The 12,988-nt window shown below is 62.9% G+C and carries 10 protein-coding genes and 1 pseudogene; 7 read left to right on the top strand and 4 right to left on the bottom strand.

Features of this window, described 5'->3' with window-relative positions; all coding sequences use genetic code 11:
• The first annotated feature begins 150 nt into the window (after positions 1-150).
• The 3 genes from wrbA to L4X63_RS06530 all read left to right on the top strand — a co-directional run bounded on the left by wrbA (position 151) and on the right by L4X63_RS06530 (position 4,993).
• Complete coding sequence (gene wrbA, locus L4X63_RS06540; protein WP_250677773.1) at positions 151-765, top strand: NAD(P)H:quinone oxidoreductase; 615 nt, start codon at positions 151-153, stop codon at positions 763-765.
• Positions 766-927: 162 nt separating this feature from the next.
• Positions 928-1,461 (top strand): phospholipase D family nuclease, encoded by a 534-nt coding sequence (locus tag L4X63_RS06535; RefSeq protein ID WP_250677772.1) that lies wholly within the window; start codon positions 928-930, stop codon positions 1,459-1,461.
• A 427-nt stretch (positions 1,462-1,888) separates the two neighbouring features.
• Positions 1,889-4,993: an AfsR/SARP family transcriptional regulator gene (locus tag L4X63_RS06530; protein WP_250677771.1), complete on the top strand. Its 3,105-nt coding sequence runs from the start codon at positions 1,889-1,891 to the stop codon at positions 4,991-4,993.
• 16 nt (positions 4,994-5,009) lie between these two features.
• Here the strand turns inward: L4X63_RS06530 and L4X63_RS06525 are convergent, their stop codons facing one another.
• From L4X63_RS06525 to L4X63_RS06510, 4 genes are all read right to left on the bottom strand, one after another.
• Complete coding sequence (locus L4X63_RS06525; RefSeq protein ID WP_250677770.1) at positions 5,010-6,191, bottom strand: hypothetical protein; 1,182 nt, start codon at positions 6,189-6,191, stop codon at positions 5,010-5,012.
• Between the two features lie 8 nt (positions 6,192-6,199).
• Positions 6,200-8,209 carry an autotransporter outer membrane beta-barrel domain-containing protein gene (locus L4X63_RS06520; RefSeq protein ID WP_250677769.1) on the bottom strand — a complete coding sequence of 670 codons (2,010 nt, stop codon included), beginning with the start codon at positions 8,207-8,209 and terminating at the stop codon, positions 6,200-6,202.
• Positions 8,210-8,479: 270 nt separating this feature from the next.
• Positions 8,480-8,860, bottom strand: a complete 381-nt coding sequence (locus L4X63_RS06515) for a VOC family protein (protein ID WP_250677768.1) — start codon at positions 8,858-8,860, stop codon at positions 8,480-8,482.
• Positions 8,861-8,870: 10 nt separating this feature from the next.
• Positions 8,871-10,040, bottom strand: coding sequence for a YbfB/YjiJ family MFS transporter (locus L4X63_RS06510; RefSeq protein ID WP_250677767.1), 1,170 nt, complete (start codon positions 10,038-10,040; stop codon positions 8,871-8,873).
• 393 nt (positions 10,041-10,433) lie between these two features.
• Between L4X63_RS06510 and L4X63_RS06505 the strand changes: the two genes are divergently transcribed.
• From L4X63_RS06505 to htpX, 4 genes and pseudogenes are all read left to right on the top strand, one after another.
• Positions 10,434-10,739, top strand: coding sequence for a cytochrome c3 family protein (locus L4X63_RS06505; protein ID WP_250677766.1), 306 nt, complete (start codon positions 10,434-10,436; stop codon positions 10,737-10,739).
• A gap of 228 nt (positions 10,740-10,967) precedes the next feature.
• Positions 10,968-11,213: a hypothetical protein gene (locus L4X63_RS06500; RefSeq protein WP_250677895.1), complete on the top strand. Its 246-nt coding sequence runs from the start codon at positions 10,968-10,970 to the stop codon at positions 11,211-11,213.
• Positions 11,189-11,759, top strand: a pseudogene (locus tag L4X63_RS06495) (methyl-accepting chemotaxis protein); the annotation flags it as partial. The gene L4X63_RS06500 and the pseudogene L4X63_RS06495, both read left to right, overlap by 25 nt.
• Positions 11,760-12,115: 356 nt before the next feature.
• Complete coding sequence (gene htpX, locus L4X63_RS06490) at positions 12,116-12,976, top strand: zinc metalloprotease HtpX (RefSeq protein ID WP_250677765.1); 861 nt, start codon at positions 12,116-12,118, stop codon at positions 12,974-12,976.
• Positions 12,977-12,988: the final 12 nt, after the last annotated feature.

Here is a 12,988-nt window from a genome sequence, read left to right as displayed (position 1 = left end):
AGGGAGGTTTGAAGGAGCGATCGGGATTTGAATGAGTGAAGAGAGGGAAGGGGTGGCGGAAACATTTGAACGTGCTAACCGGAGTGTCACCGGCTATTCTTGAAAACGGCAGGATTCCTACCAACCAAATCCGCACGTGAGGAGCGTTCCATGACCAACATCCAGATCGTTTTCTACAGCATGTACGGCCACATCTACACCATGGCGGAAGCCGTTGCCGAGGGAGCGCGCAGCGTCGACGGCTGCGACGTGAAGCTCTTGCAGGTCCCCGAGCTGATGCCCGATGCGGTGCTGGAAGCTTCCGGCGCCAAGGCCGCCCGCGCCGCCTTCGCCAACGTACCGCTGGCGAGCGTTGAAGGACTGGCCAATGCCGACGCCATCATCTTCGGCACCCCGACCCGCTTCGGCAACATGACCGCCCAGATGCGGAACTTCCTCGACCAGACCGGCGGGCTGTGGGTGAAGGGGGCCCTGGTCGGCAAGGTCGGAAGCGTCTTCACCTGCACCGGCACCCAGCACGGCGGCCAGGAGACCACCATCACCAGTTTTCACTCCACGCTGCTGCACCAGGGGATGATCATCGTCGGGGTTCCCTACGCCGAGCAGCGGCTGTTGAACATGACCGAGATTACCGGCGGCTCCCCGTACGGAGCATCGACGCTGGCCGGCGCCGACGGCTCGCGCAAGCCCTCCGAGAACGAGCTTGCCATCGCCCGCTACCAGGGTGCCCACGTCGCCCGGATCGCCCAAAGGCTCAAAGGGTAATCTGTTTGACCGCGGCAGGGTGCAGATGCTAGGTTAAGGCTGCCGATCCCCAACTACCCCGGCAGAAAGAACTATCACATGCTTGACGGAACCTCGATCGACCCGATCCCACTCCCGGCAGATACCAAAAAAGCCCACGGCTTTGCCGCGGGCTTTTCTCGTTTGATCGTCACGCGCTTCCTGGTGGCGGCGTTCATGCTCCTTTTCGTCTCCGCCCCGCTTACCGCCGCTCCCTTCCCCTCGACAGGAACCGTCGAGGTATACTTCTCCCCCCATGGCGGAGCCGCCGACGCGGTGATCCGCGAGATTGGCAAGGCCCGGCAGGAGATCCTGGTCCAGGCCTACAGCTTCACCTCGAAGCCGATCGCCAAGGCCCTTCTGGAAGCGCACAAGCGCGGGGTGAAGGTCGTCGCAATCATGGACAAGAGCCAAAGGACCCAGCGCTACTCGGGGGCGACCTTTCTCGCCAACTCCGGCATCGAGGTGCTGATCGACGAGCGGCACGCGATCGCCCACAGCAAGATCATGATCATCGACCGCGCCACCATCATCACCGGGAGCTTCAACTTCACCCGGGCCGCCGAAGAGAAGAACGCCGAGAACCTGCTGGTCCTCAAGGGAAATTCCCTGCTGGTTCAGAAGTACCTGGCCAACTTCGAGGCCCAGCGCGCCCTCTGCGTCCCGTTCTCCAACTGACCCTGCGCGCCCTACCCGCGCGCACCCCACCGCCAAGCCGGGCAATCCTTTCAGGCCCGGCAGGTTCCCTCCCCTCCCCAGCCTCACGTCATCGTCACCACCCGCCTTGTGTCGCCGCCATGCTCCTTCCCTTTTTACTGAAGTAGGCCAGCGGCGGCAACTAAAGAGACAATCATATCCGTTGTTTTTCTGAGTTTGTCCTTCGAACGGTATCTAGATAGCTGTCAGGCCCCTCACCCGGACTAGGGTTTTGCTTGACAAAATATTGCTTTTTTGTCTTAAGCAAGTATAAGTTAAATACTGGATGTCTCCGATAGCCTAGATGACACACACAAGGTGCATCTGCCGAATTCCAAATCCATTTCCGGGTGTTGCACAGTGCCGGCTACTCCCTGTTCACATCTCTCTCTGCAAGGGAGGCCTCAGCATGATGACTCATAAGACCAATCCCCCGGTCGTTCTGCCAGGAATCGTGCATCGCGAAAGGCTCTTCAACCTTTTGGACCGGCGCGGCGGAAAGCCCCTCTACTGGATCTCCGGCCCCGGCGGCTCCGGCAAGACCACCCTGGTCGCAAGCTACCTGGAAAGCCGCGGTATTCCCGCCATCTGGTACCAGATGGATGCAGGCGACGCCGACCCCGCCTCGTTCTTCTACCACATGGGCGAGGCCTTTAAGAAAGCGGTTCCCGATTCTCCGGTAACCTTGCCGCTTTTAACCCCCGAATTCCTTCCCGGCCTCCCCACCTTCACCCGTCACTATTTCCAGGATCTATTCTCCTGCCTCCCCACCCCTTCCGTCATCGTCCTCGACAACTACCAGGATGTTTCGGCTAGCTCGCTCTTCCATGTCCTGCTTCTTGAGGGGCTTTCCCTTATTCCGGATGGCATCGCCGTGGTCGCCTTGAGCAGAAACGAACCGCCACCGGTTCTTACCGCGCCGCCCCTCGCCCAGGCCACGGCACACCTCGGCTGGAACGACCTTCGTTTCTCCTACGCCGAAGCCGGTGAATTTGCCGGGAGGCAGAGTGTACAGCCCCTCCCCCCCGAGACGCTGGCGTGTCTGTACTCGAAGACGGACGGGTGGATAGCCGGGCTGCTCATGGTCCTGGAAAGCCTCAAGGGGACCGGCCTCGATTACCAGGCCCTGGAAAAACTCCCCCTTGAAAGCGTATTCGGTTTCTTCGCCAACAGGATTTTCGATGCCGGGGACCCCGAGTTGCAGACCCTTTTATTGAAGACTGCCTTCGCCCCCGGGGTGACGGCGCAGATGGCCGAGCGGTTGTCCGGCTTGGCGAGTGCGGAGCCGACTCTGGCCCGCCTGTACCGCAACTCTTTCTTCACCGGCAAACACTCGCCGGTCGATCCCACCTACGAGTACCATCCCCTTTTCCGCGAGTTCCTCCTGGAGCGGGCCAAGCAGACCTATTCGGCCGAGGAAGTGAGGCAGCTACGATGCCAAACTGCCGCCGTCCTGGAGGAAGCCGGACAGGTCGAGGAAGCCGCCATTTTGCTTATCGACGCGGCCGATTGGGAAGGGGTAACCGGACTGATCATGAAGTCGGCGCCGCTTTTCGCCTCCGAGGGGCGTCTGGAAACGGTTCATGGGTGGCTGGAACGAATTCCCCCGGAGATTCGGGACGCGGTGCCCGGACTTCTCTACTGGAAGGGGGTCTGCCTCCTGCTGCACCCCCCCATCCGGAGCCGGGAGTATTTCCGCAAAGCCTTCGACCTCTACAGCCAGGCCAACGACGGCATCGGGATCTTCCTCTCCTGGTCGAGCGGCGCGGAAGTCTCCCTCTACGACGGTGATTTTACCCATCTGGACCAGTGGCTTGCGCTGCTCGAGGGGATGCGGATAGACGACGTGACCTTTCCTTCCCGGCATCTGAAGGATCAAATCGCCATGAGCATCTACAACGCCCTCGCCTTCAGGCAGCCGGATCACCCCGAGATCGCGAGATGGCGCGAGCTGGGTGCTCCCGTGGTCAATGGAGAGGCGGACATTAACTTCCGGCTCACCTCGGCGGTCCAGCTTTTGGTCCACGACCTCTGGAACGGAAACTTCGTCCGGGCCACCTTCATGCTGGAACAGGTCCAGCGGATGGCCCGCTCCGGGAAGCTCTCCCCCATGACCGACATCACCATCAGAAACGGCCTGGCGCTCCACGCCTTCTTCACCGGAGACTGGGCATCGGGGGTCCAGGTGGCGATTGACGCGATCAAGCTGGCCGACGAAATCGGCCTTCACGTCTTGGACTGCCAGTTGTTGGGGAACGGGGCGTCCTGCGCCCTCAGCATGGGAGATTTCTCCACCGCCGAGCAGTTGATCGGAATGCTGGAGCGCCGCTTGGGAGGAGGGTGGACCGCTTTCGACAAGGCCTACTTCCACCTTTTGCGCGGGTGGCAGAGGACCCGGAGCAAGGAGCACGCGGCGGCCTCTCAGCACCTGGAGCAGTCCCTGCGAGAATTCCAGGCATCCGGATTCCGCCCGGTGAATGCGGTGACGTTGAATTTCATGGCGGAGAACATGAGAGCAATGGGGAACATCGACCGGGCCCGGGAGTACCTCTCCCAGGGAATCGATGAGGCTCGCGCTTTCCAAAACAGCTTCCTCGAGTTCTTCTGCCTCTTGTCGGCCGTGCTCCTCGAACTGGACGCCGGCCGGGAAAATGAGGCGGTCGACCTGCTGGCCCGGACCATGGCGATCGGCCGGGCGGGAGGGTACGCCGGGAGCTGGCTGACCTGCCCGTCTCCGCTGCTCCGGTTATGCGTCAAGGCTCTTGAAAACGGCATCGAGCCGGAATACGTCAGGGGACTGGTCCACAAATGGGGGCTGGTGCCGGAGTCGCCGCCCCTGCATCTGGACGCCTGGCCGTGGCCGCTCAAGATCCGGACCATGGGGGGCTTCGAGCTTTTGGGGGATGGGGCGCCTATCGCCATCGCCGGCAAGGTGAAGAAACCGGTGGAGCTCATGAAGGCACTGATCGCGCTGGGAGGAAAGGGGGTGCCGGTGGAGAGCCTCTGCGACGCGCTCTGGCCCGATGCCGACGGGGACCTCGCCCAGCGCTCCTTCGACACCACCTTGCACCGGCTGAGGAAACAGTTGGGGTGCGAGAAAGCGTTGCAGCTCCAGGCGGGAAAGCTTTCCCTCGACCCGAGATTCTGCTGGCTCGACACCTGGGCCTTCGAGCGCCTGCGGGGCGAGGTCGAAGAGGCTCTCAAAGAGGATGACCGGCAGGAAAGCCCGGCACGCATTGAGTCGCTGGCGGAGAAGTGCGCCTCCCTTTACCAGGGACGCTTTCTCCCCGGAGACGACGAACCGTGGGCCTTCCCGATGAGGGATCGGCTGGCCGGCGATTTCCTGGGGCTGCTGACCCGGGTCGGCGACCACTTCGCCTCGCGGGGGGAGTGGGAGCATGCCGCCGCCTGGTACCGGAGGGGCCTGAAGGAGGAAACCCCGGCCGGGGAGTTGCGCCAGCGGCTGGCCAACTGCCTTCAGGAACAGGGGAACACGGTGTCCGGCTCCTGCTGATGCGGGGAAATCCGCTTCACCAGGAATAATGGTAGGCGAGCTCTCCTCCGAAGGCCTTCGCCGAGGCGAGCCTGACGTCGTCGCAGAGGACCGAAACCGAAAAGTCGTGGAAGGCGAACCCGGCCTTCACCGCCGAGTATTCGACGTTGTACCCCAGGGAAACGCTTGACCGGCTTCCCAGGCGGTAGCTTCCTTCCAGCCAATAGTGCGGCTCGTTGTCGACCAGGTTGACGGTGACCAGGCCGTCCAGATCTCCGGCGGTGTACCCTGCCTCGAAGTCGACCTTCAAGGGGATGCGCTGGTGAAACCTCTTGTTCCCTTCGTAGCCGCTGATGGTCGGGCTGAAATTCTGGTAGCCGTCCGGGGAGGTCGTCAACCGGTCGGTGCTCGCCACGGCATCGGTGTAGGGAACCGCATACCAGATGATCTCTCCCGCCAAGTCCCGAGCCAACACGCCGCACCGGAACGATTCCCGCTGGTAGGCCACCCCCACATCCGCGCTGTACCCCAGGCCGTCGCCCACGCTGGTATTCCTGCGCCGGTAGAGGATGTTCCGGTCGTACTCGTAATTCACGTTGAGATTGAAGTCGTAGGTATTGCGGCTGTTGGGAGTGACCGTCCCTTTTACGGACCCTTCCTGCATGGTGGCCGGGCGGAGGTAGCGGACCGTCGCGCCCACGCTGGCGCCGGGCAGGAAATCGCCGAGAGAGCGTCCGTAGGAGAGTTCCACGCCGGTGGCGGCGAATCCGTTGATGGAGAGGTTGATGTCGTAGGTTTTCCCCACCGGCAAATCCAGATGCTTCTTGATCCGGTAGAAGAACTCCTGGGTGTCCTTGTTGGCCTTGACGAACCACTCACCCCGGTTGACGGCCGCCACTCTGAAGCCGTTGAGGACCACTCCGCCGGCAATGTTCCAGTAGGCCTCGCCGTGGCCGTGCTCGCGCGGGGTGAAGCTCCCGCTCCAGGTGTCGTTGTTGATGCCGGCCAGGGTCAGGGCGGTGTCGCCCGCGAAGACGCTGGTCTCCACAAAGGCCTCCCGCCCCCCCCCGGCAAGCCGCGCGGGGTTGAACCCGCTCAGGGGCGAGGCGCCGTAAGCGGGGAAAACAAAGCCGGCGAGGGAGAAGAGCACCAGCGCCAGGAAAACGATATGCAAGGGGGGGGCGTTGAGCCCCCCCCTTCTGGTGATGCGGTTGGACATTGGCGGCCTTAGAATACGGACTCGAAGTAGTTGTCCGCAAACTTGATGCACGGTACCGACTGCTGCATGTAAAGCAAGGCCACCGTGGTAGTGTCGGTCGTGCTGACCGTGATGTTCCCCGAGAAGCCGCCGCTGTTCTGCTTGGCGAAGTTGAGGTTGATGGCCAGGCCGTCCTGGTTGGTGACCTGGGCGGTGACCGTGTCGCTGCTCCCGTCGTAGGTGCCCGTCCCGCTCAGGGTGAACTTGGTGCCGTCCGGCCGCACCCTCTGGAACTGGACCGTGAACTTGACCACGTCGTAGGTGTTGCTGCTGGCGGTCAGGGTGGTGCTGACGTTCAGGCCGGTGTTGGCGACCACGGAACCGGTGAACGAGGCGTCCCAGATCGGGAAGCTGGAGGCGGTCACCGACCTTGCCATGGTCGCCGCGTTGGTCAGGTCGCCCTGCAGGGTGCCGTTCAGGATCAGACCGTTGGTGTTCAGCGCCTTGATGGTCCCGGTCACGGTGGCCTTGGTCGGGAACGAGGAGTTGTAATTGGGGTTGAACACCAGGGACGGCATGCTGATGGAACCGGTGATCTGGGTGGTAGCGGAGGTGACCGACCCGTTGAAGCTGAGGCTCGTCATGTAGAAGGTGTTGGTGGCCGTGTTGGTGGTGAAGTGAGCCGAGCACTGGTTCGATGCCGAACCGAGGTTGACGGTCATCACCGTGTTCCCCGCAGTGTCCTTGGTGACGAACGAGCCGTAAACCGAGAGTCCGGTGATGTTCTGGTTGGCATCCCAGGTGATCCCCGAGAGCTGTGCCGTCACGGTGGAAGTACCGCTGGGAGTGGTCAGGTTGCCGTTGATGGTCGCGGTAGTGGGCTGGTTTGCGGAATCGGCGGCAAAGGTCCCGGAGCCGATGGTCGTGCCGTTGGGGTCCTTGACGGTAAAGGTGCTGGTCGTTCCCGAGTCGGTTATGGTGAGGGTATTTCCGTTGGGGCCGGTAACGGTGGTTCCCGCCGGGATGCTGGAGAAATTGGTCACCCAGCCGATGGATTCGACCACTGCGGCCAGCTCCGGCTGGATCTTGGTCTGGACCTCATTCGAGAGCGCGTTGTACGGGGTGAGCAGCACCGCGTTCATGCCGCCGGTGCCGTGGCCGGAGGTGTAATTGTAGAAGGAGAGGGCCGTATTGCGCAGGTCGGTCACCAGCTGCTTGGCGTTGGCCACCGCATTGGCGTTCTGCGACACGAGGATCGGCGAGTTGGCGTTATTGGTGATGGTGGTGGTCACCGTGCTGGTGGCGGTCGTGATGGCGGTAAGCGTTCCGTCGAGAGTCCCCGCGTCGACCAGATCGTTGATGGCGGTGATCAGGTGCTCCTCGGTGGTGGCGCTTAACTGCGGCGTGGGCTTCAACAGGTCCGGTTTAACCTCGGAAAGGAAGCTCGTCATGCCGACCTTGGAAACCGCGGCGATGGCGACGCCGTACTGCACCTGCTGAGTGGTGGTGGTGGCGGCGGTGACCGCGTCATGGTCGGTGGCGTCGATCGGCGAGGTATTGGTGACGTCGATCCCGAAGGCGGTGGTGACGGTAGCGTTGGCCTTGGCGATGTTGGCTGCGGTGAGCCCGGTGCTGGAGGAGCTTGCGCAGGAAAACGCCAGGTGGGTGAGGGGAGTGACCGGCACGCGGACCGACCCCGATGCGCTCGGGATGACGGCCTTCAGCCCCGGATTGTCCACCGTAGCCCCGGCGGTGTCCTTATAGGTGCCCCCTTTTGTTTCGATCAGGATGCTGCCGTTGTGCTCGAAGGTGGGGAGGGTGTAGCTCCCGTTGCTGGCCGAGGTCGCCACCGCGAAGGCCACGGTCTTCTTGCCGTTGGCATCCAGCCCCCACGCCTTTACGGTCGCTTTGTTCACCGGGCCGATCGAGACCAGCCCGCTCAGGTTTACCTTGTTCGGGGCCGGCGACGACGACCCTCCCCCGCCGCATCCGGCGATTACCAGCGCGACAAAAATTACCGACCAAATCCTTGAAACCATTCCCATTGCTCCTCCCTTTTCAATTGCACCTCTGGTTGTAGAGACACCGCATAGACAACTAGCCTTGGCCCGAACCCCGGTGCCAGCCGGGCTGGCTGTCACCGGGGTTCGGGATTTTGAGGGGCAAGTGTATTCGGGGCGAACTTACAGAAGGCTTACAGATAGAAAAAAAGGGTTGGTGGGGAGGGATTCGTGAAGGCTCGCCTGCCCTGAAGCCGTTAGCTCCAGGCTCCCTTTACCTGTGCTCGGTGCTCACTCTCACAGCTCGGCTCACCACTGTCTCAGCTCAATCGAGTTGCCATCAGGGTCCTTGATCTCTGTCCGTTTCGACGGCCCCAGCGTCACCGGTCCCCAGGTCACCGGCACCCCCTTTCCCGCAAGGAAGGCGAGCGCGCGGTCCATATCCTCAACCTCGATGGCCATCATCCGGTACCCCATTTCCCAGGGAGCCCGCTCGGGATCGGTGGCACCTTCCACCCGCATCAATTCCAACACCGTGTCTCCCAGGGAGAGGTAGGCGATCTCCTTCAGCGGAGGAGCCGGAACCGGCATCCGCTCCTTCAGGGTGAAACCGAGAACCTCGGAGTAAAAAGCGATGGCGCCCTCGAAATCGCGGGCGACTATCTCGATATGATCTATCCGTTTGAACATGGCATCTCCTTTAGCTACCGGGTTGATCCCGGGGATTGAAGGCATCGTAAACAATAAGGATTCCGGCCAGGGCCACCGCGGCCGAGGCGATGGAGAGCGACCAGAGGTACGACCCGGTGCGGGCGGAGAAGTAGCCGGCCAGGGAAGGGCCGAGGATCTGTCCGATGCCGTAGATCCCGGTCATCAGGGCCACCACCCGGGAGCGGGCGGTGGGGGCGAAGGAGGCGCCTTCCGAAAGGGCGAGGGTGACGATCCCCATGAAGGTGGCCCCGAAAAGGATGGCGCCTGCGAAGAGAGAGACCACGCCGGGGCAGAGCGCGGGGAGGATCACCCCGGCGGACTGGAGGAAGAACGCGGCCACCAGTGGCTTCAGCCGCCCCCACCGGTGGGCCGCCAGCGACCAGAGGAAGGCGGAGGGAAGCGCGGCGCACCCTGCCACCACCCAGGCCAGTTGCGCCCCGGTGGAGCCGACGGTGGCATTGGCCGCCGCCACCATGAAAGTCCCGGTGATAATGTAGCCGAAGCCCTCCAGCCCGTAGGCGATCACCAGGCGGAGAAAGGCGGGCGAACGGGGGAGAGCCTCCTTGGCCACCGCGGCGCTCTTGCGCTCCCCTCCTTCGTGTCTCAACAGGAAGAGGATCATCGCCGAGAGGAAGGCGGCAACTACTCCGAATACCACCCAGGTACCGGCGGCGCCCATCACGCGTGCGGCCGGCGAGGCGGCCAGGCCGGTCGCCACGATGCCGGCGCCCACACCGCCGTAGTAGAGCCCGGCCAGGCGCTCCTTCCCTTCGCGCGCCATCACGACCAGCACCATGCCGGACCCCGCTACGAAGGCGAGGCCGCTGGCGGCGCCCGCCACGAGCCTCGCCGCCGAGACCCAGCCGAAATCGGTAGTGAGGCCGGTAGCGGCCGTGGTGAGGCAGGAGAGGATAAGGCCGGCCGCCAGCACCCGGTATTCCCGGAACCGGTGAGAGAGTGGCCCGGCGGAAAAGGCACCGGCCAGGTACCCGATGTAGTTGAGCGAGGCGAGAAGCCCGGCCTGATCGGTCCTCATCCCGTACTCGGTAAGCATGATCGGGAGGAGCGGGGTGTAGAGAAACCGGCCGATCCCCATGGCCACCATCAAGGTGACGAATCCTGCAAAGACACAACTTCCGGCACTGACCTTACTGTCCATGGTGATCCGACTCCCGTTGCTCCGCGCCGCTCTCCTCATTAAGCACTAGCCCTTCCGTAACATAACTGACGGGAGAACCCAAGAGTTTTCAAGACGAGCCCCGGGATGACGATCGGCCCAGGGGCTCAGGATGGCCATGCTCTCCCACGTCTGCGGCGGCGAGCCGGGCGAAGATTAACTCCCGGCGGGACGATAAGGTGCGCCGAACCCATTTCGGCCGGCCGAAATGTTCTTGCAAGCTTTTGTCTTTGTTTAGGAATCCCGGATTTATTGTGACGGACCCGGCGCCGATTTGGATAGACGATTGCCGTTGAAGGTGAAACCGCACCGTGTTATGCTGCGCCCGGCAGGAAAGCGGGATCCAATGAGATCGATTCGAGGAGGGGCATGAGAATGAGAGAAACGATTCTGGCGGCACTCCTCGTCTGCGTTTTGGCCGCAGGCGCCTCGGCGGAGATGTTGAAAAGATCGGCCGCCACCCACATGGGCCCCATAACCTTTCCCGCTAAAAACGGCGAGGTGACCTTCGATCACGACCGGCACCAGCCGGTTCCCCAGTGTGCCACCTGCCACGACAACCTCCCCTCGATAGCCGACTCCGGCAAAGCCTTCGCCCACAAGTTCTGCCTCGGCTGCCACCAGTCCCTCGACGCCAGCTTCCAGGCCCCCACCATGTGTGACGGCTGTCACAAGAAATAAGGAATTCTCCCCGCCATCCCCTCCACCCACCCAGAATGACCACCCTGTAACCGGATTGTTACTTAAGCGAACCCCCTTGTCGCCGATAGTGGTAGGGCAGCCACCCTAACGTACCGAAAAGGCGTCATGATCTACCCCTGTACCGTTTCCCCCAATTGGAGGATCACGCTGAAAAACCGCGCGGCCTTCACGATAATCCTGCTGTCAATCGTCCTCGCATTCCTGGGGATGCGCATACCCGATCTCTGCTCAAGGGACCATCACCGGACCATGGGACCGCGGGCGGTCGTCTGCCAGGAGATGGCCGCTTCCCGCCAGGAGGAACACGCCCGCCCCACGGTCGCGGCCACCGGCGAAACGCTGCTCCGTTCCCCGTCACCGCCTTCCATCCCCCCGGTCGTCACCGGGCGCTCCACCGCACTCCTCCTGCCGAGCGAGCCACCGCCAAGCGCCAGACCAACCTCCTCGCCCTGAATGCTGCCATCGAGGCCGCCCGCGCCGGCGACCACGGCAAGGGGGTCGCCGGCGGCGAGCGAGGTTCGCAAGCTCGCCGAGCGGAGCCAGAAAGCCGCCGCCGAGATCTCCGACCTCTCTTCCAGCAGCGTCGACATCGCCGTGAAGGCCGGGGAGCTTTTAACCCGCATGGTGCCGGACATCCAGCGCACCGCGGAGCTAGTCCAGGAGATCAGCGCTTCCTGCCGCGAGCAGGACTCCGGCGCCATCCAGATCAACAAGGCCATCCAGCAGCTCGACCAGGTTATCCAGCAAAACGCCGGCGCCTCCGAGGAGATGTCCTCCACCGCCGAGGAGCTCGCCTCCCAGTCGGAGCAGCTGCAGACCACCATCGGCTTCTTCAAGCTCAAAGACCACGGTGGCCGAGGGCCGGTGCCCGCCAAGAAGAGCGTTCCCCGCCTGACCAAGGCCAAGGCTGCCCCGCAGCCGAAAGCGGCGCCGGTTCAACGTGCCGTCGGGACCGACCTCGACCTTAGCCCGGGCGACGATAATTTCGAGCGGTACTAGGAGGGACACTCACTGGTAACCGCCATCTGGCATTCCCCTGGCCGCTTCACTTTCAGGGACAGTCACCACCGAGACCTCAAAGTCACCAGCTGCACGCTGAGAGTGAGTCCATAACCGGCAGGCTGTCATATACAACAGCTTGACAGAGACCATATCCTTGCTTATAGTATGGCCAAGTAAAGGGGAGTAGTTATCGGCCACCCCAAAAGGCCGACCCGGATCTCGTCAATACGGCCGCAAGGCCCGGGACCGGGGCAGATCACCTGCCAACAAGACCTTTATTCCAGGCAACCATGCCGGGGGTAAAGGTCTTTTTTTTATGCCCCCGGCGAAAAATCTATCGTCGGAGGTACACAATGAACAGACTCAAGACCACCCTTCTCCTCTCCCTTCTCACCATGCTGATGGTGCTCATGGGCGGCGCCATCGGCGGCAAGACCGGCATGGTCTTCGCCTTCATCATGGCGGGCGCCATGAACTTCTTCTCCTACTGGTTTTCCGACCGGATCGTCCTCGCCATGTACGGAGCCAAGGAAATCCAGGAGCAGGATCACCCCGCCTTCTACGGAATGGTGCGCCGGCTGGCCGCCAAGGCGAACCTCCCGATGCCGCGCGTCTACATCATCCCGACCGAAAGCCCCAACGCCTTCGCCACCGGCCGCAATCCCTCCCACGCCGCGGTGGCGGCCACCGAAGGGATCCTGCGCATCCTCTCCCTGGAAGAGCTGGAAGGGGTCATGGCCCACGAGCTTGCCCACGTGCAAAACCGTGACATCCTGATAGGGACCATTGCCGCCACCTTCGCCGGGGCAATCTCCATGCTCGGCAGCATGCTCCAGTGGGGAGCCATCCTCGGCGCCGGGCGTCACGACGACGAAGATAACGCAGGCGGGATCGTCGGTTCCCTGGTCATGGCCATCATCGCCCCCATCGCCGCCATGCTGATCCAGATGGCGGTCTCGCGGTCGCGCGAGTACCTGGCCGACGAGACCGGTGCACGGATCTGCGGCCACCCGCTGGCCTTGGCCAGGGCACTCGCCAAGCTCCACAACGCCTCCCAGACGATCCCGATGGAAGAGGCCCGTCCGGCAACCGCCCACCTTTTCATCGTCAGCCCGCTCACCGGTGGGAGCCTCATGAACCTCTTCTCGACCCATCCCCCCATGGAGGAGCGGATCGCGCGACTGGAAGCGATGGCCCGGGGAAACGGCAGGTAAAAGGAGAATCCC

It is taken from the genome of Geomonas sp. Red32 (genome assembly GCF_023652955.1).
In the GTDB taxonomy this organism is placed as follows: Bacteria; Desulfobacterota; Desulfuromonadia; order Geobacterales; family Geobacteraceae; genus Geomonas.
Note: the sequence above shows the minus strand (reverse complement) of the source record. Positions and strands in the feature narration are given on the sequence as shown.

Excerpts from the sequence above, each read along its gene's own strand:
- L4X63_RS06515 (WP_250677768.1), bottom strand. The coding sequence starts at position 8,860 with ATGTTCAAACGGATAGATCATATCGAGATAGTCGCCCGCGATTTCGAG.
- L4X63_RS06520 (WP_250677769.1), bottom strand. The coding sequence starts at position 8,209 with ATGGTTTCAAGGATTTGGTCGGTAATTTTTGTCGCGCTGGTAATCGCC.
- L4X63_RS06500 (WP_250677895.1), top strand. The coding sequence starts at position 10,968 with ATGCGCATACCCGATCTCTGCTCAAGGGACCATCACCGGACCATGGGA.
- L4X63_RS06510 (WP_250677767.1), bottom strand. The coding sequence starts at position 10,040 with ATGGACAGTAAGGTCAGTGCCGGAAGTTGTGTCTTTGCAGGATTCGTC.
- L4X63_RS06525 (WP_250677770.1), bottom strand. The coding sequence starts at position 6,191 with ATGTCCAACCGCATCACCAGAAGGGGGGGGCTCAACGCCCCCCCCTTG.
- L4X63_RS06530 (WP_250677771.1), top strand. The coding sequence starts at position 1,889 with ATGATGACTCATAAGACCAATCCCCCGGTCGTTCTGCCAGGAATCGTG.
- wrbA (WP_250677773.1), top strand. The coding sequence starts at position 151 with ATGACCAACATCCAGATCGTTTTCTACAGCATGTACGGCCACATCTAC.
- htpX (WP_250677765.1), top strand. The coding sequence starts at position 12,116 with ATGAACAGACTCAAGACCACCCTTCTCCTCTCCCTTCTCACCATGCTG.
- L4X63_RS06505 (WP_250677766.1), top strand. The coding sequence starts at position 10,434 with ATGAGAGAAACGATTCTGGCGGCACTCCTCGTCTGCGTTTTGGCCGCA.